The 24236-nt window shown below is 70.0% G+C and carries 25 protein-coding genes, 1 tRNA gene and 1 pseudogene; 15 read left to right on the top strand and 12 right to left on the bottom strand.

The window, feature by feature from the left end; all coding sequences use genetic code 11:
* The first annotated feature begins 22 nt into the window (after positions 1 to 22).
* From EDD29_RS00850 to EDD29_RS00835, 4 genes are all read left to right on the top strand, one after another.
* Positions 23 to 1612, top strand: a complete 1590-nt coding sequence (locus EDD29_RS00850) for a dolichyl-phosphate-mannose--protein mannosyltransferase (RefSeq protein ID WP_123661682.1) — start codon at positions 23 to 25, stop codon at positions 1610 to 1612.
* Between the two features lie 74 nt (positions 1613 to 1686).
* A complete protein-coding gene (locus tag EDD29_RS00845; RefSeq protein ID WP_123661681.1) occupies positions 1687 to 2760 on the top strand; it encodes an FUSC family protein in 1074 nt (357 codons plus the stop codon).
* Between the two features lie 96 nt (positions 2761 to 2856).
* The gene (locus EDD29_RS46640) at positions 2857 to 3345 is read left to right on the top strand and encodes a DUF1059 domain-containing protein (protein WP_246052437.1); all 489 of its coding nucleotides are present in this window, start codon (positions 2857 to 2859) and stop codon (positions 3343 to 3345) included.
* A gap of 131 nt (positions 3346 to 3476) precedes the next feature.
* Entirely contained in the window at positions 3477 to 4496 is a 1020-nt protein-coding gene (locus EDD29_RS00835; RefSeq protein ID WP_123661680.1) for an alpha/beta hydrolase, read from the top strand.
* A 3-nt stretch (positions 4497 to 4499) separates the two neighbouring features.
* Here the strand turns inward: EDD29_RS00835 and EDD29_RS00830 are convergent, their stop codons facing one another.
* A complete protein-coding gene (locus EDD29_RS00830; protein WP_170201238.1) occupies positions 4500 to 5408 on the bottom strand; it encodes a UbiA family prenyltransferase in 909 nt (302 codons plus the stop codon).
* Between the two features lie 162 nt (positions 5409 to 5570).
* Here EDD29_RS00830 and EDD29_RS00825 point away from each other — a divergent pair, with 162 nt between their 5' ends.
* On the top strand, positions 5571 to 6527 hold the full coding sequence (locus EDD29_RS00825) for an alpha/beta hydrolase (RefSeq protein WP_123670187.1): 957 nt from the start codon (positions 5571 to 5573) through the stop codon (positions 6525 to 6527).
* Positions 6528 to 6636: 109 nt separating this feature from the next.
* On the opposite strand, the gene EDD29_RS00820 is transcribed toward EDD29_RS00825, so the two are convergent.
* Positions 6637 to 7926 carry an AMP-binding protein gene (locus EDD29_RS00820; protein ID WP_123661678.1) on the bottom strand — a complete coding sequence of 430 codons (1290 nt, stop codon included), beginning with the start codon at positions 7924 to 7926 and terminating at the stop codon, positions 6637 to 6639.
* A 239-nt stretch (positions 7927 to 8165) separates the two neighbouring features.
* On the opposite strand from EDD29_RS00820, the gene EDD29_RS00815 reads away from it, so the two are divergent.
* The 3 genes from EDD29_RS00815 (at position 8166) to EDD29_RS00805 (ending at position 10732) form a co-directional block, all read left to right on the top strand.
* Entirely contained in the window at positions 8166 to 8780 is a 615-nt protein-coding gene (locus tag EDD29_RS00815; protein ID WP_123661677.1) for a hypothetical protein, read from the top strand.
* Positions 8781 to 8975: 195 nt separating this feature from the next.
* The gene (locus tag EDD29_RS46150; RefSeq protein ID WP_211359515.1) at positions 8976 to 9365 is read left to right on the top strand and encodes a hypothetical protein; all 390 of its coding nucleotides are present in this window, start codon (positions 8976 to 8978) and stop codon (positions 9363 to 9365) included.
* Positions 9366 to 9556: 191 nt separating this feature from the next.
* The gene (locus tag EDD29_RS00805; RefSeq protein ID WP_123670186.1) at positions 9557 to 10732 is read left to right on the top strand and encodes an MFS transporter; all 1176 of its coding nucleotides are present in this window, start codon (positions 9557 to 9559) and stop codon (positions 10730 to 10732) included.
* A 49-nt stretch (positions 10733 to 10781) separates the two neighbouring features.
* On the opposite strand, the gene EDD29_RS00800 is transcribed toward EDD29_RS00805, so the two are convergent.
* Together EDD29_RS00800 and EDD29_RS00795 are read right to left on the bottom strand one after the other, a co-directional pair.
* Positions 10782 to 11120 carry a DUF5955 family protein gene (locus tag EDD29_RS00800; protein WP_123661676.1) on the bottom strand — a complete coding sequence of 113 codons (339 nt, stop codon included), beginning with the start codon at positions 11118 to 11120 and terminating at the stop codon, positions 10782 to 10784.
* Positions 11121 to 11131: 11 nt separating this feature from the next.
* Positions 11132 to 12880, bottom strand: coding sequence for a metal-dependent hydrolase (locus tag EDD29_RS00795; RefSeq protein ID WP_123661675.1), 1749 nt, complete (start codon positions 12878 to 12880; stop codon positions 11132 to 11134).
* Between the two features lie 412 nt (positions 12881 to 13292).
* Between EDD29_RS00795 and EDD29_RS00790 the strand changes: the two genes are divergently transcribed.
* Entirely contained in the window at positions 13293 to 14057 is a 765-nt protein-coding gene (locus EDD29_RS00790; protein WP_123661674.1) for a hypothetical protein, read from the top strand.
* Here EDD29_RS00790 and EDD29_RS00785 read toward each other — a convergent pair.
* Positions 14054 to 14527: a DUF6292 family protein gene (locus tag EDD29_RS00785; RefSeq protein WP_123661673.1), complete on the bottom strand. Its 474-nt coding sequence runs from the start codon at positions 14525 to 14527 to the stop codon at positions 14054 to 14056. The genes EDD29_RS00790 and EDD29_RS00785 overlap by 4 nt on opposite strands.
* 220 nt (positions 14528 to 14747) lie before the next feature.
* On the bottom strand, positions 14748 to 14957 hold the full coding sequence (locus EDD29_RS00780; RefSeq protein ID WP_123661672.1) for a hypothetical protein: 210 nt from the start codon (positions 14955 to 14957) through the stop codon (positions 14748 to 14750).
* A 303-nt stretch (positions 14958 to 15260) separates the two neighbouring features.
* Here EDD29_RS00780 and EDD29_RS00775 point away from each other — a divergent pair, with 303 nt between their 5' ends.
* The 5 genes from EDD29_RS00775 (at position 15261) to EDD29_RS00755 (ending at position 19775) form a co-directional block, all read left to right on the top strand.
* Positions 15261 to 16085: a GntR family transcriptional regulator gene (locus tag EDD29_RS00775; protein ID WP_148085830.1), complete on the top strand. Its 825-nt coding sequence runs from the start codon at positions 15261 to 15263 to the stop codon at positions 16083 to 16085.
* A 116-nt stretch (positions 16086 to 16201) separates the two neighbouring features.
* Positions 16202 to 16825, top strand: a complete 624-nt coding sequence (locus tag EDD29_RS00770) for a GNAT family N-acetyltransferase (protein ID WP_170201237.1) — start codon at positions 16202 to 16204, stop codon at positions 16823 to 16825.
* Between the two features lie 242 nt (positions 16826 to 17067).
* On the top strand, positions 17068 to 17742 hold the full coding sequence (locus EDD29_RS00765; RefSeq protein ID WP_123661669.1) for a hypothetical protein: 675 nt from the start codon (positions 17068 to 17070) through the stop codon (positions 17740 to 17742).
* 28 nt (positions 17743 to 17770) lie between these two features.
* Positions 17771 to 18448, top strand: a complete 678-nt coding sequence (locus EDD29_RS00760) for a 2OG-Fe(II) oxygenase (RefSeq protein ID WP_123661668.1) — start codon at positions 17771 to 17773, stop codon at positions 18446 to 18448.
* A gap of 100 nt (positions 18449 to 18548) precedes the next feature.
* Positions 18549 to 19775: a cytochrome P450 gene (locus EDD29_RS00755; protein WP_123661667.1), complete on the top strand. Its 1227-nt coding sequence runs from the start codon at positions 18549 to 18551 to the stop codon at positions 19773 to 19775.
* Here the strand turns inward: EDD29_RS00755 and EDD29_RS46635 are convergent.
* The 6 genes and pseudogenes from EDD29_RS46635 to EDD29_RS00735 all read right to left on the bottom strand — a co-directional run bounded on the left by EDD29_RS46635 (position 19747) and on the right by EDD29_RS00735 (position 23635).
* A complete protein-coding gene (locus EDD29_RS46635; RefSeq protein ID WP_246052436.1) occupies positions 19747 to 19893 on the bottom strand; it encodes a hypothetical protein in 147 nt (48 codons plus the stop codon). The genes EDD29_RS00755 and EDD29_RS46635 overlap by 29 nt on opposite strands.
* Before the next feature lie 74 nt (positions 19894 to 19967).
* Positions 19968 to 20252: pseudogene (locus tag EDD29_RS48045) on the bottom strand (alpha/beta hydrolase); the annotation flags it as partial.
* Between the two features lie 265 nt (positions 20253 to 20517).
* Positions 20518 to 20593 (bottom strand) — tRNA-OTHER (locus EDD29_RS45205).
* Between the two features lie 5 nt (positions 20594 to 20598).
* Positions 20599 to 22335, bottom strand: a complete 1737-nt coding sequence (locus EDD29_RS00745) for a tyrosine-type recombinase/integrase (RefSeq protein WP_123661547.1) — start codon at positions 22333 to 22335, stop codon at positions 20599 to 20601.
* A gap of 14 nt (positions 22336 to 22349) precedes the next feature.
* The gene (locus tag EDD29_RS00740) at positions 22350 to 22922 is read right to left on the bottom strand and encodes a hypothetical protein (RefSeq protein WP_148085814.1); all 573 of its coding nucleotides are present in this window, start codon (positions 22920 to 22922) and stop codon (positions 22350 to 22352) included.
* A gap of 125 nt (positions 22923 to 23047) precedes the next feature.
* The gene (locus EDD29_RS00735) at positions 23048 to 23635 is read right to left on the bottom strand and encodes a helix-turn-helix domain-containing protein (protein WP_148085813.1); all 588 of its coding nucleotides are present in this window, start codon (positions 23633 to 23635) and stop codon (positions 23048 to 23050) included.
* 71 nt (positions 23636 to 23706) lie between these two features.
* Here EDD29_RS00735 and EDD29_RS45200 point away from each other — a divergent pair, with 71 nt between their 5' ends.
* Positions 23707 to 24180, top strand: a complete 474-nt coding sequence (locus EDD29_RS45200) for a helix-turn-helix domain-containing protein (RefSeq protein ID WP_170201225.1) — start codon at positions 23707 to 23709, stop codon at positions 24178 to 24180.
* Positions 24181 to 24236 lie beyond the last annotated feature (56 nt).

The following is a 24236-nucleotide window of genomic DNA, read 5'->3' as shown; positions in this document are numbered from 1 at the left end:
TGGTGAGCCCTACGATGCTGCAATGGCTGTCACCCAGATCCGACCGGTGGACAAGGGGCCGGCGCTGCGCGAAAGGCTGGCGCCCGGGGTACCCGGGAGCCGGGTCCTGGGGTGGCTGCTCCCCCTGGTGGTCACGGTCTTCGCCGGGTTCCTGCGGTTCAACCGGCTGGGCGTCCCCCACCAGATCGTGTTCGACGAGACGTACTACGCCAAGGACGCGTGGTCGCTGTGGCAGTTCGGCTACGAGCACTCGGTCGTCGGCAAACCCGAGGACCTCGCCGACAAGCTCTTCCTTGAGGGCAAGCCCGAGCAGATGATCACCGACGGCGGCTCGTTCATCGCGCATCCGCCGTTCGGCAAGTGGATGATCGGGGTCGGCGAGGCGATCTTCGGGGTCGATCCGTTCGGCTGGCGCTTCATGGCCGCCCTCATCGGCACCCTTTCGGTGCTCGTCCTGTGCCGGGTGGCCCGGCGGATGACCGGCAGCACCCTGCTGGGCTGCGCCGCCGGGTTCCTGCTGGCGCTCGACGGCCTCCACCTGGTGACGAGCCGGGCCGCGCTGCTCGACATCTTCCTCATGTTCTGGGTGCTCGCCGGGTTCGCCTGCCTGGTCGCCGACCGCGACCACGCGCGCCGCCGCCTCGCCGACCGGGTGGACCGCGACTACGACGCCGCCTTCTCCGCCGGGCCGTTCCTCTGGCACCCCTGGCGGTACGCGGCCGGGATCTGCTTCGGACTCGCCGCGGGCGTCAAGTGGTCGGCCGCGCCGTTCATCGCCGCGTTCATCCTGCTGGCGTTCATCTGGGACATGACCGCGCGCCGCGCGGCCCGGGTCAGGTCCCCCTACGCCGGCGCGGTGACGCGGGACGGCGTGGCGACGGTGCTCGGCCTCATGGTCCTGCCGGTGGTGACGTACTGCGCGACCTGGCTGGGGTGGCTGCTCACCAAGGGCGGCTGGGGCCGCGGCGAACCCGCCGCGAGCGTCTGGCTGCGGCCGTTCGAGGGGCTGCCCGACCTCGTCCGCTACCACCGGGAGATCCTGGACTTCCACAACGGGCTGTCGTCCAAGCACCCGTACCAGTCGTGGCCCTGGGACTGGCCGATCCTGCGCAAGCCCGTGGCCTTCTTCTACAGCGAGGCGTCCCCCGGCTGCGGGGCGGACAAGTGTTCGCGGGAGATCCTCGGCATCGGCACCCCGGCGATCTGGTGGATCGGCATCGCCGCGCTCGGCGTGATGATCGTGCTGTGGCTGACGCACCGGGACTGGCGGGCCGGAGCGATCCTCCTCGGGTACGCCGCGGGCTGGCTGTCGTGGTTCCCGTCGGCGTTCGGCCACCGGACGATGTTCCTGTTCTACGCGCTGCCCGGCCTGCCGTTCCTCATCCTGTCGATCGTGATGACGCTGGGACTGATCATCGGTCCGGCGGACGGGCCCCGGTCCCGGCGCGTCACCGGGTCGGTGATCACCGGCGCGTACCTGCTGCTGGTCCTGGCGAACTTCTGGTTCCTGTATCCGGTGCTGACCGCGCAGAACATCCCGTACGACTCCTGGCATCTGCGGATCTGGCTCGACAGCTGGGTCTTAGGGTCGGACGGGTTCGGCCCGACTTAACCGGCACATCCGCCTTTGCTGGAGTTTGCGGGCGGCGCACCCGGCGTTGACCCCGCGTCGCCTAAGAAAGAGGGGTGACGCTCGCAACGGCCTTCCGCCTGGTGGTCACCGCCATGGTGGCCTACCTGGTCGCCGACTTCCTGCGCACGGGACCGCCGCCGCTCCTCGCGCCGCTGACCGCGCTGCTCATCGTGCAGGTGACCCTGTACCAGACGCTGACCAGCTCGATCCAGCGGATCATCAGCGTCACCTGCGGGGTGCTCCTCGCCGTCTTCATCGCCCATACGCTCGGGTTCCACTGGTGGACGCTCGGCCTGGTGATCGGCCTCGCACTGCTCGTCGGCCGGCTGTTCAACCTCGGCGACCACATCCTCGAAGTGCCGATCAGCGCGATGCTCATCCTCCAGCTCGGCACCGAGACCGCGGCGCTCGGCCGGGTGGTGGAGACGCTGATCGGCGCGGGCGTCGGGCTCGTCAGCACGCTGGTGACCGCGCCCGTCAAGGTCAAACCGGCCGAGGACGCGCTGCGCGGCCTCGCCATGGACGTCGGCCGGTTCCTCGAGGATCTCGCCGACGACCTGCATCTGGAGCCCGACCACGCGCACACCACCCGCTGGCAGGGCCAGGCGGCCCGGCTGGCCGAGGAGGCCCGCACGGTCGCGGCGCGCCTGGGCGAGGCCGACGACAGCACCCGGCTGAACCCGCGCGCGTTCCGGATCGGCGGCCCGTCGGCCGCGCTGCGCACCGCGATGAGCACCCTGGAGGCCGCGTCGATCAGGACCCGGGGCCTCGCCCGCTGCATGGCCGACCGCACCTATCTCTACCTGCGCGACGGCGGCGGCCTGGGCGTCGACATGTGGGCCACCGACGTGCGCGAAGAACTGGGCCTCACCCTGCGGACCCTGTCCCGGGCCGTCCCTCTGTACGCGGCCGCCGCGACCGCCTCCACGCCCGAGTCGGGGCGCCGCCTCGGGCAGACCACGCACGACCTGCTGGTCGAGGCCCGCCAGCACCGCGAGCGGCTCGGCCGCCTGCTGCGCGACGATCCCGGGCACTGGCCGCTGCACGGCGAGCTGCTGGTCCACGTCGACCGGCTGCTGGACAGCCTCGCCCCCTCCGCACTGGGGTTCCGGCCCGTCCTGTACTGACCGTGGGGCGCCCCTCGACAGCACCGCAGATCGGGCTCCGGCCTGCGGTGAAACCCGGCGTAGGGTGGAAGGCGAGGACGTGAAGGGAGGCGAGTCATGTTCCTCCAGATGATCGAGATCGAGACGTCGAGGATGCCGGAGATCCAGTCCCTGACCGAGGAGTGGGTCGCCAAGACCGAGGGCAAGCGGACCGCGATCCGCACCACGACCGCCCGCGACGTGAGCCGGGCGGACCACTACTTCTTCCTCGTCGAGTTCCCCGACCAGATCGCCGCCAAGGACAACTCGGCACTGCCGGAGACCGACGAGTTCGCCAAGAAGGTCGAGCGGCTCGTGCGCGGCCCCGTGGTGTTCCGCGATCTAGAGGTGATGGGCGCCGAGGAGCACGCGCGGTCCGGCAGGACCATGGTCGACTGCCGGATGTGGCCGAGTGAGGCCGCCTGCACGCTCACGATCGGTGGCAAGCCGGACGAGGTGATGGAGGCCGCCGTCGAGCACGCGGTGAAGGTCCACGGCGAGACCGATGGTCCTGAACTGCGCGAAGGCATCAGGGAGGCGATGCGGGACGAGCCGTTCGGCCGCTGAGCCGACCGCTCGTCGGCCCGTCCGGTGACCGGTACCGGACGGGCCCATGTGCGTCCGGGTGCGCATGAGGCCGATGTCTCACTCAGTGAACTGTGTATCAAGAATGTTTCGCGCGTATAAGACTGCAAGGCATGAACAAGGCCCACCTCTCCCGTGCCGCCGCACCCGGCGCGGCGGTGCTCTGCGCCGTCCCGCTGCTGTGCCTCCCCGCCGCGGCGGCGCCCGTGGAGCCGTTCCGTGCGGGCTTCCGGCCCGCCGACAGCGGAGCGAAGATCATCAAGGAGACCCGGGTCGGTCGGCTCGGCCGCGACCTGACCGTCCGCACTCCGAACCTGGACGTCCCGGTGAAGGTCCGGGTGCTCCTGCCCAAGGGCTGGCGGAAGAACGCCGCGCGCACTTGGCCCGTCCTGTACGCCTACTCGGGCGGCAGCGACGACTACCGGTCCTGGACGAAGAACAGCCGCATCGAGCAGTGGGCGGCGAAGTACGACGCGATCGTGGTGATGCCCGAGGCGGCGAGCAGCAGCTACACGAACTGGTGGAACGGCGGAAAGCGCGGCAATCCTCGCTGGGAGACCTTCCACACCAAGGACGTCATTCAGCTCATCGAGCGCAATTACCGGGCGAACAAGCGCAGATCCGCGGTAGGGGTGTCGGCGGGCGGCATGGGCGCCATGAAGTACGCGGCGCGCAACCCCCGGATGTACAAGTTCGTCGCGGCGCTCAGCTCGCCGCTCTGGATGACCGGGCCCGGCATCCCCGCGTCGACCGCGCTCACCGCCATCACGCAGAGCCAGAGCGTCTGGGACATCTTCGGCGATCCCGTGATCGACCGCGCCAACTGGGAGCGGAACGACCCGTACGTCCTCGCGAAGGGGCTGCGCGGCACCAAGATCTACTTCTCGGCCGGCACCACGGGCAAGGCGGGCCCCGGCGACCCCGAGGTCAGCCCGCTGGACGTCGGGCTGAGCGGCGAGCAGATCGTCGGCGAGCTCAACCGGGCGTTCGACGAGCGGCTCGACAAGCTCGGCATCAAGCACACCGCCAACCTCTACGGCGACGGCCGGCACAACTGGCCCGCCTGGCGGCGGATCATGAAGGACCTGTGGCCGAAGCTGATGAAGTCGCTGAACGCCGAGAAGATCGGCTGACCGCTACCCCAGGACGCCCACGTACCCGAGCACGAAGACCGCGCAGGGGATGAGGAACAGCTTGCCGACGCGCAGCATCCCCTTGGCGATGTCCTTCGGCTCGCGAGCGTGGGCCAGGCCGTGGTGGTACATCCAGATGAAGAGCGGCGCGCACGGCGCCCAGAACCAGACCATCCACTGCGGGAAGACGTGGCCGATCGCGGCGAGCACGGTGGTGACGACCCAGAAACCGGTCCAGCACACGAAGCCGAGCAGATAGGTCCGGCGGGCGCCGATCTTGACGGCCATCGTGGTGTAGCCGCTGGCCCGGTCACTGTCGATGTCCGGGATCATCGTCGGCGTGTAGAGCGCGATCTCCACGAGCAGCACGACGCCCGCGACGACCCACGGGAAGCCCTCGAAGGACTTCACCGTGGCCCAGCCGCCCATGACGGTGAAGATGCCGAGCGGAATGCAGTTGGAGACCACGTCGAGGCCGGGACGGTTCTTCCACTTCAGCGGCGGCACGCTGTAGATCCAGCCGCACGCGAGGAACCCGAACGTGGCGAGCGCCATCTCCGGACGCACCGCGAAGGAGAGGGCGATGGCCAGGGCCGCCGCGGAGTACGCGGCGATCTTCGCGCCGCGCTCGGTGATCCGGCCCGCGGTGAGCGGAGTGTTCTTGCGCGGGTTGAGCAGGTCGCCGGGCAGGTCGTAGGCATCGTTGATGGCCAGTACGGCGAGCCAGACGAGCGGCCCCCACACGACGAGGCCGATGAGGCCGGTCGCGGGCCCGATCAGCTTCTCCCCCGCCAGCAGATAGCCCAGGTAGTAGGGAACGAGCGAGACGAGGAAGAGCCCAGGACGGGAGATCTCCCACAGGTCCAGGACGAGTTGCCGGGTACGGCCGAGCAACGGGCCTGCGGTGGTCACCAACGGTTACCTCGCGGAGTGCGGGAGTAATGGGGGGAATTGCTCCGATAGTGCTGGTCGAGACTACGGCAGGAGGCCCCTGCCGGGATTGTCGGAACCGAAGGAAAAAGCCCACTCGATTACGCACCGAGGTAAGTGTCCCGGCATGCGACCATGACCCCCATGACGAAGACACCGCCCCCCTTCGATCCGGAACTCAAGGCGGCGCTCGAAGCCCTCGCGTCCGTCGTCTCCCCCACGATCACCCCGGCCGACATTCCAGGCCTCCGCTCGGCGCGCACGATGACCCTGCCCGGGCTCGACCTCACGCTCGGCGGCGCGATGACCGTCGAGGAGATCACCGCGCCGGGCCCGCAGGGCGAGATCCCCCTGATCGTCGGCAGGCCCGCCGACGTGGAGGGGCCGCTGCCCGCGGTGTACTACATGCACGGCGGCGGCATGATCGCCGGAGACGCCCGCGGCGGCCTCCTCGACCCGCTGCGGTGGGGCCGCGAATTCGGCCTCGTCGTCATCTCGGTCGACTACCGGCTCGCGCCGGAGCACCCCCACCCCGTCCCGGTCGAGGACTGCTACGCGGGGCTGGCCTGGACCGTCGAGAACGCCGCGAAGCTGGGCGTCGACCCGGCGCGCGTCCTCGTCGCCGGAACCAGCGCGGGCGGCGGCCTCGCCGCGGCGGTCGCGCTGATGGCGCGCGACCGGGGCGGTCCCGCGCTCCTCGGGCAGCTCCTCATGTGCCCGATGCTGGACGACCGCAACTCGTCGGTGTCCGGCGCGCAGATGGACGGCATCGGCGTCTGGGACCGCACGTCCAACGCGACCGGCTGGTCCGCGCTGCTCGGCGACGCCACGGGCGGCCCCGACGTGTCCCCCTATGCCGCGCCCGCCCGCGCCACCGACCTGGCGAACCTGCCGCCCGCCTTCATCGACGTCGGCTCCGCCGAGACGTTCCGTGACGAGGACGTCGCCTACGCCGCGGCCATCTGGGCGGCCGGCGGCACCGCGGAACTCCATGTCTGGCCCGGCGGCTTCCACGGCTTCGACCTTCTCGCCCCCAAGGCCGCGCTCTCCCGTCAGGCCCGCGCGGCCCGCCTCGCCTGGCTCCACCGCCTTCTGGACTGACCCGCCACGCCGAGCGCCGCGGACCGGGGCGGGCACCACGCGAAAGAAATAGCGGGTGAGGACGTCCCTCCGTGTCGGACGTCCTCACCCGTGTTCGGGGGGTGCCGCGTCAGGCGGTGCGGCGGGCGGCCGCTGGAGCCCCGGCGGTGCGGCCCAGGTACTCAAGGGCGCCGCCCGGGAGGTAGCGGGCCAGGTCTCCGGTGCGGTGCCAGCGGGCGCCGTCGTGCGGGGGGAAGGCGGCGGCCGTGCGGGCGGCGTCGCCCGCGTAGCCCTCGGCGAGGCATGCGCCGCCGATCCACAGTTCCCCCGCGACGCCGTCGGGCACGTCCCGGCCCAGGGCGTCGACGACCCGGCAGGCGACCCCGCGCAGCGGCACCCCGTAGGGCACCGCGTCCGGGCGGCCCGGGTAGGCGCTGACCGTCGCGTACAGGGCGGTCTCGGTCGCGCCGCCGAGCCGCAGGAGGCGGCAGTGCGGAAGCCGGGCGGCGGCGGAGGCGAGCAGCCGGGGCGGGGCGCTCGCGCGGCCGAGCAGCGCGGTCCGCAGCAGGTGCAGTGGCCGGTCCTGGGCGAGCAGCCCTTCGAGCACCGAGGGCACGCCGTTCAGCACGGTCACCGACCAGCGCTCGGCGAGTTCGGCGTGGCGCGCCGCCGAGGCGGACTCTTCGGGCAGCACGACCGACCCGCCGACGGTCCAGGCCGCGAACATGTCGAAGACCGAGAGGTCGGACTCCAGCGGCGCGGCGCAGAACGTGACATCGGTGTCGTCCATCGCGCAGCGCTCGACCAGGGCGTCGATGGTGTGGGCGGCGGCGCGGTGGGCGACCTCGACGGCCTTGGGCGCGCCTCCCCGGCCCGCCGTGAACACCACGTAGGCGGCGCCCGCGGGCGGCACGGCTCCGGGGCGCAGCGGCGTGTCGCGCCCGGCGAGGACGGGCGAGCCCGGCCGGATGGCGAAGGCGGCGCCCAGTGCGGCGCGCTGCGCCCTGCGGCGCGGGCCCGGCGTATGCGCGCCGATCGGCACGTAGGCCGCGCCCAGGGCGAGCACCCCGAGGACGGCGACGGCCTGGTCGGGGCCCTTCGGGAGTTCCACCGACACCCGATCGCCGGGCCGCACGCCGCGTTCGGCGAGCGCGGCCGCGGTGCTCAGCGCGCGCACGGCGAGTTCACCGTAGGTCAGGACGCCGGAGTCGCCCCAGCGCACGGCCGCGGCGTAGGGCACGCGGCGGGCGCGGCGGAAGAAGACCTCGTGCAGGGTCCGTTCGGGGAACGGCGCGAGAGCGTTGAGCGCGCGACGCACCCGCAGTTCGGCGGCCGACGCCGCGCCGCCGTCGCACGCGGCGGGACGGGCGGCGCGCGGCGGACCGTCGAGCGTTTCGCGCAGCGGTGAGTCACTCAGCACACGGACCCCTTAATTAGGTAAGGCTAACCTAATCCAGCGAACGGGGCCCGGTCAACGGCCATCACGGCCCAGGGAACCCACTTTCTGTCGGTCTTAAACCGAAAGAATCTCTTGCCAACGCGGGCCTTATTCGATATAGGAGCGCAGCGTGTCACGCCCCTCCCCGGCTCCGACGGCTCCTTAGAGTGCAGGAAAAGCCACAAGATCATGATGCTTGTGGCCGGGGGGAGGAAGCAGATATGCAGCTGAGCCGATGGTGGCGCGGCCTGGGGGTGACCACCGGTGTGGTGGCCCTCGCGCTGACGGCCACGACGGGTGCGGTCCAGGCGGCCAAGGCCCCTGGTGATCTGGTCGGCATCTGCCACCGTAGCGATGATGCCGGTCAGCCCTACACCTTCGTCCGGGTCGCCAACGACTCCGTCGAGTACGCGAGCCACCTGCTCCACAGGCGGCAGCCACTGGACGGCGGGGAGCGCGACTACATCGAGGGACTGGAGACCAACCGCAGGATCCTGACCGCCGCCGACTGCCCCGGCGGCGACGCCGTGGACCTGAGCAGCCGGAACAACGTCCTCAACAACGACCGGGACGGAGACTGGGACCGGGACCGCGACTGGGATCGCGACCGGGACCGGGACCGCGACCACCACAAGCACTGGTGGAAGAAGTTCCCCGGCCTGCCCAGCCCGTGGGACAACGACGAGGACTACTACGTCCACTACCACGGCAAGAGCAAGAAGCCGTGCCGCAAGCACCACCGATACCACAGGTACCACTACAAGAACCACTACAAGAAGTACAAGAAGGCGAAGAAGCGGGTCCAGGTGCGCTTCTACGAGAAGGGCACCCTCTGATCCTCGACCGCGCCTGATCTTCAGGCGAAGCATCACCACCCGGGCCGGGTCCGTCCATGACGGGCCCGGCCCTTCGTTGTCCCCAAGATCAGTCAAATCCCCCTGATCGGGTTTTGGTCACCGATCGTGCAGGAATACCGACTTTGAGTGACGGGTCGCGTGATCCAAACACACGCGACAGAGGGGGAACGGAAGATGAACATCAACCGTATCGTGCAGGGTCTCGCGGTCACCGCGGGTGCCGGCGCCATCGGCCTGTCCACGCTGACGGGTGTCGCCTCGGCGGCGCCGGCGGCTCCGGTCAGCAGTGTCACCAGCGTGTCGGAGTCCGCGACCATCGCGACCGGCGACTACGGCTGGCGCCCGAAGCGCCACCACTGGCGGCACCACGGCCGGAACGGCTTCAAGCACTGCTGGGGTGAGTGGAAGCCGCGCCGCGACCACCACCGCTGGTGGAACGACGATGACGACGACCGCTGGGACCGTGACCGTGACCGGAACTGGGACCGGGACCGCTGGGACCGCGACCGGGACCGCCACCACCGCGGCTTCAAGTGGTTCTACACCTGCAAGTGGCGGCGCTAGTCGGAGCCGGTTACCCGGCTCCGGCCGGACCGACCCTGACTCGATGACGCCCACGGGCCCACGGCACAGCGCCGTGGGCCCGTGGTCGCTTTTCCCGGCACTTCGGCCTCCCGGCGAGCGGGTTCCCTTGCCTATCTCAGTATTCGAGATGTTTTGTCTTATTTTGTGAGACAAGCGCTATCGTGCAGGACATGCGAAACCCCCACAGGTGGGCCATGCTCAGCCTCGGCATGGCAGGCAACGGCGCGGCGTGCGTCTTCATCTACGGACTTCCCTTCCTCCTCCCCGCCTTCCAGAGCGAACGCGGACTCTCCCTGGCCCAGGCCGGCTTCCTCGTCGGCGCGCCGAGCCTCGGCATGCTGGGCACGCTCGTCCTGTGGGGCTGGATCACCGACCGCTTCGGCGAGCGCCTGGCGATGACCTCGGGCCTGGCCTTGACCGGCGCCCTGCTGCTGGGCGCGGCCTACGCCGAGAGCACGCTCCTGCTGGGCGCCTGCGCGGTGCTGGCGGGCGCCGCGGGCGCGTCGGTCAACGCCTCGAGCGGCAGGGTGGTGCTGGGCTGGTTCCCCAAGGAGCAGCGCGGCGTGGCGATGGGCCTGCGGCAGACCGCGCTGCCCCTCGGCGTCGCGTGCGCGGGGCTGCTGACGACGGTGTTCCCGACCGTCCGCGCGGCCCTGCTGGCCATGGCCGTGCTGTGCCTGGGCGTCGGCCTGCTGGTCGGCCTGCTCGTGGTGGACCCGCCGCGCCCCGAGGCCGCGGCCTCGGGCGTCCGGGCCGCCTCGCCCTACCGATCGCGGGCGCTGTGGCGGGTGCACGCGGCGAGCATGCTGCTGGTCGTGCCGCAGTTCGCCACCTCGGCGTTCGCGCTGGCCTACCTCATCGGCGAACACGACTGGGATCCCGCGGTCGCGGGCGCCCTGGTGTCCGGCGCGCAGATCCTCGGCGCGGTCGGGCGGCTGGCGTGCGGCCGCTGGTCGGACCTGGCCGGGAGCAGGCTGCGGCCCATGCGGCGGCTCGCGGTCGGCAACGCCGCGGTGATGCTGCTGCTGGCCGTGGGGATCGCCACCCCGATCGGCACACCGCTGATCATCGCGGCGACCGCGATCGCGATGAGCGGCAACGGACTCGCCTTCACCGCGGTGTCGGAGCTGGCCGGGCCGTCCTGGGCCGGGCGGGTGATGGGTGTGCAGAACACCGGCCAGAACCTCGTGGCGGCGCTGACGCCGGGCTTCGTCGGGGCGCTGATCACCTCGACGTCCTACGGCGTCGCCTACGCGGTCGCCGGGCTGTTCGCCCTGGCGGCCGCCTCGGCGACCCCCGCCGAGCCCGCCGCCGCGGCACCCGAGCCCGCGTCCGCGTCCGCCTGATCCGGCGGCCCGCGCCCGCGGTCGGCCGCGGGCGCGGGCTCGGCCGACGTCAGCCCAGGAGGTTCCGGACCGTCTCGACCGCCTCGAGCAGCGGCGTCACCACCGTCACCCGCTGGGTGAGGCGGGCCAGCGCCCCGTTGCGGCGCGGGAGGTCCGGATCGGCGGACTCGACCTCTTCGCGCAGGTCCCGCAGGTCCCGCCCGGCCCGCGCCGCCTCCGGCAGCTCGGCCGCGTGCCGCGCCAGCAGCTCCGCGACCCGGTCCAGCGCCGCCGCCAGCTCCGGCGCCGTGTCCTGCCCCGCCTGGTTCATGGTGACGTGGTCACCGGTGTTGATCTGTCCGCCCGACACCGTGCCGCCGGAGATGTGCACACTGCGGTCGTCGCGCATGGGCCGCCCTTTCAAGAGGTCGTCTGCCGGACCTGGGTCGCCCCGGCACCGGTGTTGATCTGGCTTCCGGTGATGGTGCTTCCCGTGATCGTGACGCTGCTGTTGGTGATCGCCGTCATCTGCTCGCGGTAGGCGGACACGTCGACCCCGCACTCGTCGGACAGATGGTCGAGGATCGCCTCGTTCACCCGCCGCTCGATCAGCCGGATGTACTTGTCGGTGTCGAGCAGCTGGACATAGGTGTCGTAGCCTGCGCTCGCCGCGAGCTCCCGCGGGCTGATCCGGAAGCCGTAGTCGTGCACGGTCAGCCGCTGCGGCTGGGCCGTTCCCGCCCGCAGCGCGGCGAAGCCCATGTGCGCGAGCGTGCGGACGATCCGCAGCGGAGCGAAGACCGCAGCCGAGGGGAACGCGTCCCAGCGGCGCCTGAGCGCCATCCAGACCAGGCTCTGCCCGGCGACGGACGGCAGCTCGTCCACGATCTTGAACTCCCGGCGGACCGGGGTGAGCGCCGTCGCGATGAACTGCGCGTAGAGCATCCTGCCCTCCACCGCGACGTGCAGGAAGGCGGTGGTCGCCACGTCCTGGTCCTCGGCCGGGGCCACGGCGGCGCCATCCTTCCCGGACACGAGCTGGCCCCGGGAGTCGACCGAGATCCGCTGGTAGCAGCGCAGCGCGCCCTGCGGATGGTGCAGGATCGCGTCGACCGCCTCGGCGGACGCGTGCGAATAGGGCGCGCCGCCGGAGTCGACGAGCGGGTGCCCCGACACCACCTGGCCGTTCAGACCGAGGGGCCTGGAGTACTGCGCGAGCCTGCCGTGCGCGACCACGTGCATCTGCGGGCGGTCCAGGCCGACGATGCTCTCGTGCTTCGGCAGCGACCCGGGATCGCCCGGGTCCGGCACCTTCATCTCGCTGATCCGCTGCCACACCCGGGCCTGGAGCCGCGCCGGATCCACCCGCGCCTCCCCGGCGCCGGTCGTCCGGTCGAGTTCGAGGACGATCGCCCACTGCTTGCGGATCCGCCCCGAGCCCAGGAACGGGTGCACGCTGTACACGCTCACGTTGCCGTGCTGCGCCGCGGCGAGCCGGTCGAGCAGCCGTGCGGTGTGCGGGCTCGGCGACGCCGGGGCCTCGACGTCGCTCAGAGGGTGCAGCGTCCGCTGCATCAGCCGGTAGACGAAGACGAGGTAACCGCATTCGATGGCGACGGCCACCACGAGGAACGCGGCGAAGAGGACGACCATCAGGTACAGGATGCTCGGGATGTCGGGCTCGGTCGCCGAGGGGTCCAGGTATGCCTGCGACAGCGCCATTTCCGCCTGCAGCGCCAAGAGCCCGCTCACCGTCGAGAACACCTGGAAGAGCGGGCCGACCATCGCGGTGAACCCCACGTACCGGGCCAGCCACCGCCGGTTCTTGGCCAGGAGCCATCGCCGTACCCGCAAGAGGACGGCCATCCACAGGAGGGTGCCCGCCGCCATCAGGGCCGCCCACCCGTTCAGCAGCAATCCCAGGACGAAGGCCACCACGAACACCACGTCCCGGTAGAGCACGAGGCGTCTCGCGTGCAGGCAGTGCTTGACGACCGCGGCCAGGTCGTAACCGCCGCCCGGCGCGACGGCCCGGTGCTCGTCCTCGACGTACTCGGCGATCACCCGGTTCCGGAAGTCCTCGTCGAGGTAGGCCGCGGCGCACAGGTACCGCGTCGTGTTGCGCATGTACGGTTCGCCCTGCGTGGGCGCTTCGTGCTCGAAGAACATCCACGTGTCCCGTCCGGTCCGCCTCCGGACCACCGAGAAACCGACGCTGGATTCGGAAACTTATCCCACTCAAGGGACTTCGTCTCGAGAATTACCGACATGACCTGACTTTTAGTGACCTGTCGTGTCCGGTACGTCCAGATAGGTCGGGGGCGTCCGCTCTCACCGTGGGTCCTTCGGCGAAGCCGGACGGGTCGACGACCGAAGGTGTCGGCGAGGGGATCGCACCGATTTGGCGGGCATAGGGGGCGAATCGGGACGCCGCTGCGTCCGATCCCCTGAGACGGCGTTCCGGTAGGCCGCCCCACGACATCGGACCCGGCCTCTGGACCGGCCGGCCGGTCGGTCGTGCCGTCCGGTCGGAGTCCGCCGAGGCCGGTCAGCCCTCCCGACCCGTGAGGCAGGTAGCCCATTGCCCAGGCCGTCCCAGATCAGCCGCCGCGGGCGGCTGCACCGCACGATGTTCGCCGTGGACGCGGTCTCCTTCAGCCGCCACCGCGACCCCGAGGTCCATCGCGAACTGCGGGACGCGATGTACTCGATCGTCCGGACCGCATGCGAAGAGACCGGCCTGCCTTGGCCGGAATGCCACGTCGAGGACCGGGGCGACGGGATCCTCGTCATCGCGCCCGAGGACACCGACGTCGAGGCCGTCATCGACGACCTGGCGGACGCGCTCCGCAGGATGCTCGGCGCCTACAACCATGTGCTGGCCGACCCGTTCCGGCTCAGGCTCCGCATGGCCGTCAGCGACGGATACGTCCACCTGGACGGCCACGGCGTGATCGGCGGGGCCGTCATCCACATGTTCCGGCTGCTGGACGCCCCGTCGTTCAAACGGGAGATCGGCGACCGCCCCGGCGACCTGTCACTGATCGTCGCCGCACATCTCTACGAGGACGTGGTGCAGTACGCCACCCGCCTGGACCCGGCCTCCTTCCGGCCGGTCACGGTCTCCCTGAAGGAGACCTTCTGCCACGCCTGGATCCGGCTGTCCGCACGATCGGCGAGCGCCGCACCCGACTTCGCGGAGCCGACGGCGGAGGACGCGGCCAAGGACCTCCTGCTCCTGCTCGGCAGGAGCATCGCGGAGGGCGCGCTCCGGAGGGACCCGGAGCCGGACGGCCTGCGATCGGCGTTGACCGCGGCCATCGATCAGCTGCTCAAGCTCGGCTAGGCGACCTGGGCAAGGCGGGAAGGGGGCGTCGCGGGCAGAGGGTGTGCGGGGACGGCGACCCAAGGCAGGGCCCGCAGGCGATCGTCGAAACCGTCCAGCAGGTCGGTGTGGGCGCGGTACCTGCGGTACGGCTCCGACACCCCGTTCTCCATCCGGTCCACCACGTCGCATGCCGGGGGCAGCAGCCCCCCGCCGAGGTGGACGGCGTTCTCGAGCCGGGTCCGCTCACCCTGGCGGCCGGACACGAACCTCCCGTGCCTGAGCCCGCTCTCCTCGTCCCAGACGAGGGCGGTGAGCTGCGACGTCGCCTTGTCGCGAAGCACGATCGTGTAGTCCCGCGGACCGCACGGGTCCATATGGGCCCGGACCACCACGTGGCCGCGGCGCTGCAATTCCAGGATCAGCAGTACGGCGTGGGGCGCGGGGAGGTTGACCCAGCGGTCCGGGTGTTCTACCAGAAGAGGGCGCACGGAATATCCCTTTCGACAGACTTCACGACAATTATTGCCATGAAAAAGGACTTCTGTACACCCCCGGCACTGGCGCTCATCAGCACCCCCGGAAGTTCACCCGGGGCTTTGCCGGGGCGACCCGCCAGAGCGCCGGGTGGCCATTGTTACAGAAAGTACTGACGGACCATTTCAGCCCGGGTGAGTTCGCCACCCGGCCCTCAGGAACGCCTCCCTGCACTCAGGCAGCACGCTCCCCCACTCGGACGGGCTCCGGGTCCGCGGACGAGGAGAAGTAGACGAGACCGGACTTCGGCCTCCCGGCGACGGCGCCGTGCGCGCGCCCCCTCCCACGGAAGGAGGTGTCCCAGAAGGCGCCCACCAAGCGGGCGAGGAAGAAGAGGAAGCCGATGAGACCGAGGAAGGCGACGAGATAGGTGGCGGTGAGCATCACCGCTCCTTTCGGGTTGACCAGGGGTTCTGTACTGCGACGCGGACTCGAACCGATCACTCAGCGCAGAGGTCATTCCCGTTGCCAGATCTCCGCACCCGACCATGATTCAAGTGGTACCTTGGGGCGTTCCGGTCCAGTCATCCAAGTGGTACCAACAACTAGATAACCCGGACCTCACCTCGCCAAACCGGAAAACGGAACAATTCCTTATGTGGCAGATGAGATCACCGGGTACATCCCGCTTGGCCGACCCTGTTGCTGGATACATACTTTTCAGAGGTAGAGGTAAGGAGGCCCCCCTTGGCCGTTCCGCGCTATCGGGAGATCGCGGAGAAGCTCGCGCAGCGCATCGCCGACGGCGAATTCTCCGAGGGCACCCAGCTCCCGACCGAGACGCAGCTGATGGACGAGTACGAGGGGGCTTCGCGCAACACCATCCGCGAGGCGATCAAGATCCTCGTCAGCCGGGGCCTCGTCGCGACGTCCCGGGGCCGCGGCACCTTCGTCCTCAAGGAAGTGGTGCCGCTCGCGATCACGATCGCCTCGGTCCACGTCGTCGAGGACTCCGCGAAGGGCGGCGGCGAGGGCCAACAGTACTCGTTCGAGGCGAACCTTCAGGACCGCAGGTCCTACCAGACGCCGCCGCGGGTCGAGATCGTGCGGGCCGACCCCAAGATCGCCAAGGCGCTCGACCTGCCGGTCGGCGGCCGCGTCGTCGTCCGCCACCAGGAGCGCCGCCTCGACGACTACCGGCCCTGGTCCCTCCAGACCTCCTTCTACCCGATGAGGTTCGCCGACGGCGCCGACCGGCTCCTCGACGCCGAGGACATCGAAGAGGGCGTCATCGCCTATCTGAACGAGACCCTCGGCGTCGTCCAGTCCTCCTACCGCGACCGCATCACGGCGAGGGTGCCGGACAACAACGAGATGAACTTCTTCAACCTGCGCGAGACGGGCAGCGTGGTGATCGTCCACGACAGGTTCGCCTACGACCAGGACAAAAAGCCGATCCGCGTGACGAACACCGTCTACCCCGCGGACCGCAACCAGCTGTTCCTCGACGTGGGAGACGTTCCGGGCCAACCCCAGGATCTCCTTCCGGAGGCCGACAAGGGCTCGTCCTGACCGGAAGAACCCCCCTTGTTCGCGGACCGAACCGCCCCCGCGAGGCGGTCCGTGGTCCAGTTCACCAGGCCGTGCGGAGCCACTCCCGCACGGCCTCAGGCATGTGCGACGGAGCCATGACCCACGACGCGTTGATCATCCGTTCTGCGACGGAGCAGGACATCCCGGCCATCATCGAGCTCATCGACCGCAGGGCGGCGTGGCTGCGCACGATGGGCACCGACCAGTGGGCGCGGCCCTGGCCGGATGAGGAGGGCCGGGCGCTCCGCATCCGCGAGGGCCTGAAGTGCGGGAAGACGTTCGTCGTCGCGGGGGACGACGGGGCGCTCGTGGCCACGGTCTCGATCACCCGGCGGCGCAACCCGAGCCTGTGGAAGGACGATCCCGCCGACGCGGTGTACCTGCACCGCCTCGTGGTCGACCGGACCGTCGCCGGACGGAAGCTCGGCGGCCACCTCATCCATTGGGCCGGCGCCGCCTACCTCGGCGCCCAGCGGATCCGGATCGACGTCTGGAGCGATAACCCTGGGCTGCACGCCTACTACCGGGACATCCACTTCGACTTCGTCGAAACCGACGCCTCCGGCGCGCCCGTCCCCGCGCTGGCCAAGGAGGAGTGGCCCTCCGGCGTCCTCCTGGAGAAGGTCGTGGAGCCCTACCTGACCACTTGGCCTGAGTCGGTGCACTTCACCCCGGTCGGCGACGACCTCCTGTCGGAGCTCGGCTGGCGGACGCGCTAGGGCGGCGGCCCCCGGGGCAGGTCCGCCCCGGGGGCGCACCCCCGGTAGTCGGATCCTCACAGTGATCTGTTCGTAGGTGCACGGGACTTTATCCGTTATAGGTATACGAGGTTTGGCAGGCTCTTAGCCAGGCAACAAGAACATTCAGATGTAGGTACAACTTGAATATCGCGAACGTTCGGGGTGATTGACCTTCTCCGGTGGGGGACCTTCCGGAGGGCGCAGTGAAGGGCCGATGCCGCATGAGCACCAACGGAATCCGGGGAGCCGCACCCGTCACGCCGCAGCCCCCTCTGGTCCCGGCGTCCGAGAGCGCGTTCCACCATCTGACGGCGCTCTCCTACACCTCCCCCGGTATCCGCGCCGGTGACGACATGACCACCCGCGGCGTCAGGTCCCGGCTCGGCGCCATCCTGGCCGGCGCGTTCGCCGACCGCGGGCTCCCCTTCGACCTCGGCAACCGTGCCTTCCTGCGCGACCGCGGCGACGTCCTGCTGCTCATGCTCCCGATGACGGTGCCCACGCATGTCGTGTACGACGTGTTCGCCACGGGGGTGCACGCGGGCGTCCGCACCTTCAACCGAAGGGGCGGCGCGAGCTTCGCGAGCGAGAACGCGACGCTCGAGGTGCGGGTCGCCCAGCACTTCGGCCGCGTCCACTTCGACGGGCTCGGCGTCTTCGGCCGAAGCCTCGACGTCCTGCGCACGCTGCTCGCCGCGTGCGCGCCGGGCGAGTACATGCACCTGCTGTCCGACCCGTACTACCGGGACCTGCGCAGCGCGACCCTCGTCGACCCTGACGACCATGAAGAGATCACCGCGATAGGCACCGACATGGCTCCGCACCGCGGATGGCTGCGCGTCCCCGACCCGCACCCCGCTGTCGGCGCTGGGCGGACCGCCCTGCACAGCGCCTGAACCCCCGTGCCCCTCCTGAGGAGGAATCATGCGCAAGGACACGTCTCCCGCACTCCCCCACTTCCGCTGGACCGGTCTCGACGTCGGCGGGCTCCTCCCCGACGGCTGGCGCGCGGAGGTGAGCGGCCTGGCCGCCCGGTCCTCGGACACCCGCCGCTACCCCGTCACGCCGTTCCTCACCCGGGAGAGCCCGTTCTTCGAGGGCGGCGTCCACCGCGGCCGGGTGCGCGCCGACGCCGTCGAGCGCGACCTTCCCTGGCTGGCCGAGTCGTACCGCGGGGTCTTCCGTGACTTCGCCGAGGAGGTCGCGGGCGAGCCCGTGCGGACTTCTCACGACCCCCGCTACAGCGTCGTGCTCAACATCCTGTCGGCGCCGGACATGCGCTTCGAGTGCCATGTCGACACCAACCCGCTGACCGGCCTGCTGTTCTGCACCGACAACCCGCAGGGCACCGGAGGCGAGCTCACCGTCGCGCACGACACCGCGGCGCGCGGCCCCGCCGAGATCGACCGGAACTGCGCGGTACTGCACCCGCGCGCAGGCCACCTCGTCTTCTTCGACGGCCGCCGCAACCCCCACTACGCCCGCGCCCTCACCGCCCCCGGGCTCCGCGTCACGGCCATCATGAACTACTACACCGCCTCGGTCCCGGAGGAGAGCACCCGCCCCCGCGGCCTCAACACCCACCTCTTCGGCCAGGAGTGACCGGCAGGGTCCGTGGAGGAGCAGCTCGACCGGATGCGGGCGGCACCGGCAGGCGTCCGAGTGCCTTGAACGGGTGATCGCTCCGTGCGAGGGTCGCGGCATGGACCTGACGGACCTCGACCTGTTCGCGGACGGCTTCCCCCACCCCCTCTTCGACGAGTTGCGCGGCGGCCCCGTCGTCTGGCACGAGCCCACAGAGCACACGCCCGGCGGGGAAGGGTTCTGGGTCGTCACCCGGTACGCCGACGTCCTGGCGGCCGCGAGCGATCCCGCGGTGTTCTCCTCCGCGGGCGGAGGCGGCCGCGCCGGGGGCGGCACCCTCATCGAGGACCTCCCGGCGGGCTTCGCGGCGGGCGTCCTGCTCAACATGATGGACGCGCCCAGGCACACCCGCTTCCGCCGCCTCCTCGCCCCCTGCCTTTCCCCGCGCGCCTTGCACGCCCTCCGGGACGATCTCCAAGCGCGCGCTGACGGGATCGTCAGGGCCGCCGTGGCCAAGGGCGAGTGCGACCTCCTCGTGGACGTCGCCGCCGAACTCCCCCTTCAGGCCGTCGCCCACCTTCTCGGTGTGCCCCAGGAGGACCGCCACCGCCTCCTCGCCTGGGCGAACACCACCCTCGACCACGCCGACCGCGACCTCGGCGAGTCCACCGAGCGCACCCGCGCCGCGGCCGCCGAGATGTCCGCCTACGGCACCGCGCTCCTCGCCCGCAAGCGCGCGGACCCGGGCGACGACCTGCTCTCCGTCGCCGTCCACGGCACCGTCGACGGCGGCCCCCTGACCGAACTGGAGCAGCAGATGCTGTTCCACCTCCTCATCGCGGCCGGCAGCGAGACCACCCGCAACACCTTCGCCCTCGGCGTCCAGGCCCTCATCGACCATCCGTCCGCCTGGCACGCCCTCAAGGCCGACCCTTCGCTACTGCCCTCCGCCATCGAGGAGATCCTCCGCTGGACCTCCACCACCCCCTACAACCGCCGTACCGTCACCCGCCCCACCACCCTCAACGGCGCGGCGCTCTCCCCCGGCGACAAGATCACCCTCTGGTGGGCCTCCGCCAACCGCGACCCTTCCGTCTTCCCCGCCCCCCACACCTTCGACATCACCCGCACCCCCAACCCCCACCTCGCCTTCGGCCGAGGCCCCCACTTCTGCCTGGGCGCCCCCCTGGCCCGCCTGGAGCTCCACGCCCTCCTCACCTCGTTCCTCACCCACATCACCGCCCTCACCCCCACCGCCCCACCCACCTTCACCCGCACCAACAAGCACACCGGCCTCCGCCACATGCCCGTCCTCCTCACCCCCACAGGACCCGGCCGAGCTTGAACTCGTCGTCCACGAGCAGGTGGCCGCGATCGTTCAGCGCCGCCTGCGCCTCGGGCCCGAACTTCTCCACTCCCCGGGGAAGCTCCGGCTCGACGAAGGTCCGGACGAGATCGAGCACCGGACTCCACAAGACCAAGCGCGAAAGCCGACCCTCCAGGTAAGGCGGCGAACGCGGCTGGAGACCGCGCCGAAGCTCGCAGCCACGAGAGACAACGGGCCTTCGAACTCCGTCCGCGCGACAGCGACCGCGGCCTGAAGGTCGAGCATCTCGCCCACAATGGTCATGCCTTCCTGGGCCCCACTGCTCTCGCCATGCCCCCGGTACGAGAACCTCAGCACCCCGAAACCCGCACCCGCCGACCTCTCGGCGAGCCGGACGAACATCCCGCCCTCGTCCCGGTCGACCGTGATCCCGTGAGCCAGGATGACGCCCCCACGTGGCTTCCCGTCCGGAGCGTTGATGGCCGCGTCGATCATGACCCCATCAACCGAGGCGAAATCTCAGCGGCCTCTTCCTCTTCCACGTCGGCCGAATGCAAGACAAGATCTCGCTCCTCTGAACCGCCGACCGCGCCGTAGTCCTCCAGGCCCGAGCACTTGAAGACTCGAGTGATCTTTGGGATCGATCTGTGCTGCCTGATGTCAGGCAATCTTGGCGACGCGGTGGGAACCGGAACGATCAAGGGCCTGATCGACTTCAGTCGATCAGGCCCTTGATCTGCGGCTTTGCCGCTTGTTCAGGTGGAGATGAGGGGATTCGAACCCCTGACCCCTTCGATGCGAACTTTGCGGGAGACCTCGATGCGTTCCGCTCCGCCGCAGGTCAGACCACACGAAGATGCCCCCGATCACGCCGTCCCCGCCGAACTGGGGACGGATTGGGGACGGACTCAACGATGGGCTCCGGGGTCGGAGCTTCCCGCAAGTCAGGCGTTCGAGCCGCGATCCTTTCCCGGATGGCCGCGTTGATGAGCCTCACCCGGGAGCCCGGCCGTCGCCCCGCGACCTCGTCCATCCGGATCCGCTCGTCGATCGCCTTCCACCACAGGCTCTCCAGGACCTCGCGGAGCTCGGCCCGCATCTCCTCGGTGATGTGGGTGTAGTGCTCCGACATGCCGCGCTTCTCATGACCGAGACGCTCCTTGATGAGGACGGGGTCGATACGGGCCGCGCGGAGCCAGGTCTGCTGAGAGTGCCGCAGCCCGTGCGGCGTCAACCCGACCTTGAGCGGCCGCCACGACACCGGCGCGTAGTACATGTCGAGGTCGACCGCCATGCGCCGCCGCGCCGAGTGCTGCGGGATCTTCCCGCCCGTCGCCGACCTGCAGCCCGCACCCGGCGCCGCTTCGCACGTCGGGCAGCCCACGCCGCTCACGTAGGGCGCGTCCCACCGCGGCCGGCCCCCGCCCCGCGGCGGCTCGTAGGAGGCCGAGGGGTCGTCGATGTCTGCGTACGGCCAGGCCGGGCGCAGCAGCAGGCCGCTGCGGGCATCCTCGAGGACCGGCATCTTCGGCCGGGGCTGGGCTCCGCCGATCTCCGGGGTCGCGCCATCGGCTGCTGGGTGCCAGACGCGTTCGCCGAAGTCGGAGCGGCTGGGGTGGGCGGCGTTGCGCGTCAGGAACAGGTAGTCGGTGGCACCGCACTTCCCTGAGCAGGTGCTGCAGACCTTGCCGCGTGTGCGGTCGGCCTGCTGCTCGGTGAGCGCGAGTAGGAACGGCGGGAGGTCGACGATGCGGGTGGAGTCGTCCTTCGGCGGGACGAGGTTGAACCCGTCGAGCTCTTGGAGCTGCTCCAGCAGCCGGTACCGGCTCTTACCCGGCTGAAGGTAGCTGCGGCGGGCGCCAATCGCCTCGCCCCACCGCATGCCCGTCCAGGCCGTCGAGATGAGCAGCCAGCACTCGTCGTCCCGGCCGGTCAGAATCCCGGCCCGCTCCGCGATGAGAAGCGCTTCGATCGGAGTCGCGAACTTCTCCTCCTGCAGCTCTGCGGAGACCACCGCCTGCTTCCGATCGCGCTTGCGGCCGCGGCCTTTCTGCCGGGCGGCGGCGTTCACGTCGATCCGCTCAGGAACCGCGTCGCCGAGGATGACCGACAGCAGGTTCCGTGCATCCTTCGCGGTGCGTTTGGCGTAGGTGCCCTTTCCTACCGCCTTCACGAGCTTAGGGATCGAGCGCTCCCATTCGTCGACCTCTTTGCGGTCGATGATGCTGTTCAGGGGGCGTTCCCCCCACCGCGGGAGGATGTGGTACTCGATCAGGTACCTGGTGTTGCGGTCGGTGGCGGGTTCGACATCGACACCCCGCCACCATTTGTCCGGCTCGAGCCATTCCCGGACGGTGATGTCGCCCTTCTTCGGGTCCCTCCAGCCGGGTCCAGCCCGTTTGATCTCCTCTTCTTTCAGGATGGCGGCGTTGAGCGCGTCCTGCTCCCGCGCGAACGGCTGGTCGAACTCATCCCGTGAGATGGTGCCTTTCTTCGGCTTCTTCGGGTCGTTCCACAGATGCTTGGGGAGTTCGTAGCGGCCGCGCCAGTACAGGCCGCGTTTCTCTGCGCTGGCCATTGCGCTCCTTTCGTTCAGCCGGTCTTGAGTGCGCGGTTGTGGCGCTCCCACATATCGCGCAGGCACAGAACGGCGAACTTGCGTGCGTCCGGCTCGATCTCGCAGTCGACGACGACGTGTGGGAGCGGGGCGATCAGGTGGGTGTAGGCCATCAGCGGCTGCGGCAACCGGAGCGGCTCGATCGAGGAGCAGATGCCGTCGCGCGGGACCTCGGCGACCCGCTTCGGCGGGGTGCCGCGAACCTGAGCCCACAGGTCCGCGATGACGTACGGGTCGACGATCGGCTGCCAGGGCAGGATCAGGACGGTGGTGTAGATGCCGGTCCTGTCCAGCGGAACCCAGGCAGCGCGAGGCCCCGGCCCGACGCCCGTTCGGCCGAGCGCAGCCGTGAACTCCACAGGCGGCTGCCCGTGTTCGCCGACGATGCGAACGTACTCCTCGCGACGGACGTCGTCCGCGGCTTGCAGGCCGGCGACCTCCATGCGGAGCTGGAGGTTCTGCGCCTCCAGCTGGCTGACCTTCCGCTCCCAGTGGGCGGAGATGCTGCTGAGGGCGGATGGTGCAGGTGATGCAGGTGTGAAGTCCACTGTCCGTCCTCTACGTCTTCGTCGAGTTGGGCCAGTGACTCCTCGTGGCTCCCTATATCCACTCACATCACGCAGGAATCGAACAGGAATTCGCAGTCCGCGTTACACAAACGCAACGAAGCGGATCACGCTCTGCGGCGGTCGCTTTGCGAGTATCCGGCGCTCGATCCAGGCGGGTTCCGGAACAGGCGTACGCCGTGGATCGCCATCTGCCGCTCCGCCTCGGGTACCCCGTCGAACCGCCAGATCCACTCGAAGAACGGGTCGCCCTTCACGCCTTCCGGGAAGTCGATGGGGGCGGCCGCGGGCGGCGGCTCCTCAGCGATGCGGAGCGCGAGGATTCGCCTTAGCGTCTCTGCCGCTTCGAGGCGGTCGACGGCGATCAGGTCCTCGGGTGAGACCCCGACGACCGCTGCCATGTGGGCCAACGTCTTGTCGGGCGCGCGTTCCTTGCCCTCTTCAAGCTGGCGCCAGCGCCGCTCAGCAAGCTTCGTTCCGGCTCTTCGCGCGGCTTCTGCTTGCGTCAGGTTCACGGCGTCCCGGCTCCGGCGGATCAGGAGTGCTTCCGGAAACGGATCTTCACGTGACTCGTCTGGCGGCGGTTGGTCCGTCGTCATGGTCGTGGGTTCCCGTCTACGTGGCTCTGCCAAATCCTGCCAGATTCTGCCGCCACTGTACGGAAGTTCCCCGCCGGTAACCAGAACTTCGTTCACCTAGCCGTGAGACTGCCAAATACTGCCGGATCCTGCTTGCAAGAACCGGCAGTTTGCTGTTGTCTACTCCTGTGACGACTTCCACAGACGAGATCGCTCCCGGGCTCTTCGACCCGATGCGCATCGTCGTTGCGCGTACCGCGGCGGGGATGAGCCAGACCGAACTCGGCCTCAAGGCGGGCGTCAACCCGGCCAGCGTCACCAAGCTCGAAAAGGGCCAGGCAGGTCTCGACGTCCTGCACAAGGTCGTCTCGGCTCTCGGCCTGACGCTGAACGACGTGCTGCCGGAGGCCTACCGACAAGAGCCGGCGCGCCTCTACACGCCCGAGGAAACCGCGGAGCGGCTGGGCAACGCCTGGTCACCCACGACTCTGCGCCGCAAGGCCGGAGCTCAGGAGATCTCGCACACGAAGCTCGGCAAGGAGATCCGGTTCTCGGACCGGGACATTGCCGAGATCATCCAGGCCTTTCGGCGGCCTGCGCTTACGCACGCTCAGCGTGCCCACCGACGCCGTAGCAGGAAGACCACGGCCAAGGCCCCTTAAACGGCGAAGGCCCAGCGTGCTGTAACACGCCGGGCCTGATGCGGAGCGACGAGCGC

It is taken from the genome of Actinocorallia herbida, from assembly GCF_003751225.1.
In the GTDB taxonomy this organism is placed as follows: domain Bacteria; phylum Actinomycetota; class Actinomycetes; order Streptosporangiales; family Streptosporangiaceae; genus Actinocorallia; species Actinocorallia herbida.
The sequence above is the reverse complement of the archived record's forward strand: the minus strand, read 5'-3'. Positions and strand labels throughout refer to the sequence as shown.